The 1,233-nt window shown below is 59.0% G+C and carries 2 protein-coding genes; both read right to left on the bottom strand.

The features are described 5' to 3' along the window. A partial coding sequence (locus tag AB0K82_RS44590; protein WP_364409841.1) for a hypothetical protein occupies nt 1-392 on the bottom strand: 392 nt, incomplete at its 3' end. A gap of 107 nt (nt 393-499) precedes the next feature. Beyond that, a partial coding sequence (locus AB0K82_RS44585; protein WP_364409838.1) for a hypothetical protein occupies nt 500-1,233 on the bottom strand: 734 nt, incomplete at its 5' end.

Genomic DNA, 1,233 nt, shown 5'->3' with positions numbered 1-1,233 from the left:
AGCCAATAGTTGTTCGCGTCGATCGGCACGCCAGGCTTGGAGTTGGCGAGGTTGTTGGTGGTTTCCTGATTCTTGTTGGTCAGGACATTCTCGATGCCGTTACGAATAACCTCGAGTGGCAGCACCTTGTCCAGGTCGATGTTGATGTTCACGCTCAGCGGAAAGTCCCGGCCGCCGCCGCCTGCCCCAAGATCCGCCGGATCGCCCGGATAGGAGTTCCCGGTCTCCGGCCCGCCATATCCATGGCTGAATCCGAAGCCGGGCACTCCATAGCGGAATCCTCTGACTTCGATATCGGAGTCGCCGGCCAGGATCATCCCGTCGAGCGTTGCCCCGGTGGTGCCCCAGCCACCGGCCACCAGATCGATTTCATACGCGTTCAACATTCTCACGATGCAATCCTCACTATTCGAAGATGAAACGAACATTGTTCTTGTGAGGCGACCGGGCGCGTCATGGCGGGCGGATGGGGCAATTTCATTGCACTAGCGCGACGATTTCAGGAATCTGCGGTCAGCTTCGCCGCGTTGAGGCGATAGACTTGCATGTCGGCCGGCGAAGCGTTCGGTGTTGCTTCCATATGGTCGCCATCATGGCGGATTATCTCCAGCTTGTCGGTCTCCTTGCAGAAGCGATAGGCATAGTCGGGATCGACGAGGTCGTCCTTCTTTCCCACGATGAGCGTAACCTTGCGCACCAGCTGGCAGCCGGTCAGACCGGCATAATATTTCCGCGCTTCGGCGGCGGTATCCTGGCCCAGGTTCATTTGGTTGAACTTGTAGGCAAGCGGTGTCAGCGACCCTGGATAGTCGGAATAGGAACCCGCAGGCGCGTCGAGCACGACATTGTTGAACCGGTGCAGCAATTTGGGGCTCATGAAGCGATAAAAGGTGCCGCCGAAGCTGCGCAGATGCAGCGAAACGAAGTCCCGCGGCTTGTAGTGCGCGAAGACATAGTCCTCGAGCCTCTGGCTGTCGCGCGCGAGCGAGGCCGTGCCGCCCCGATAGAGATGGTCCTTCAGTGCGAAGGTGTAGCTCGATCCGCCATAATGGAAGATGTCGAGATTCGCCCCGGCGTCGAGGATCGCCAGCATGTCCGAAAAGGCATATTGCTCGAAATTGGCGTACAGGCCCGGCCCGCCATAGAGGAAGACGACGTTCTTGCGGTTCTCGGGGCGCGAATAGCGCTCGACGAACAGCTTGCCGCCATCCACCGCGATCACCTTGTGGGTGG

This window comes from Actinoallomurus sp. NPDC052274 (genome assembly GCF_040679475.1).
In the GTDB taxonomy this organism is placed as follows: domain Bacteria; phylum Actinomycetota; class Actinomycetes; order Streptosporangiales; family Streptosporangiaceae; genus Actinoallomurus; species Actinoallomurus liliacearum.
The sequence above is the reverse complement of the archived record's forward strand: the minus strand, read 5'-3'. Positions and strand labels throughout refer to the sequence as shown.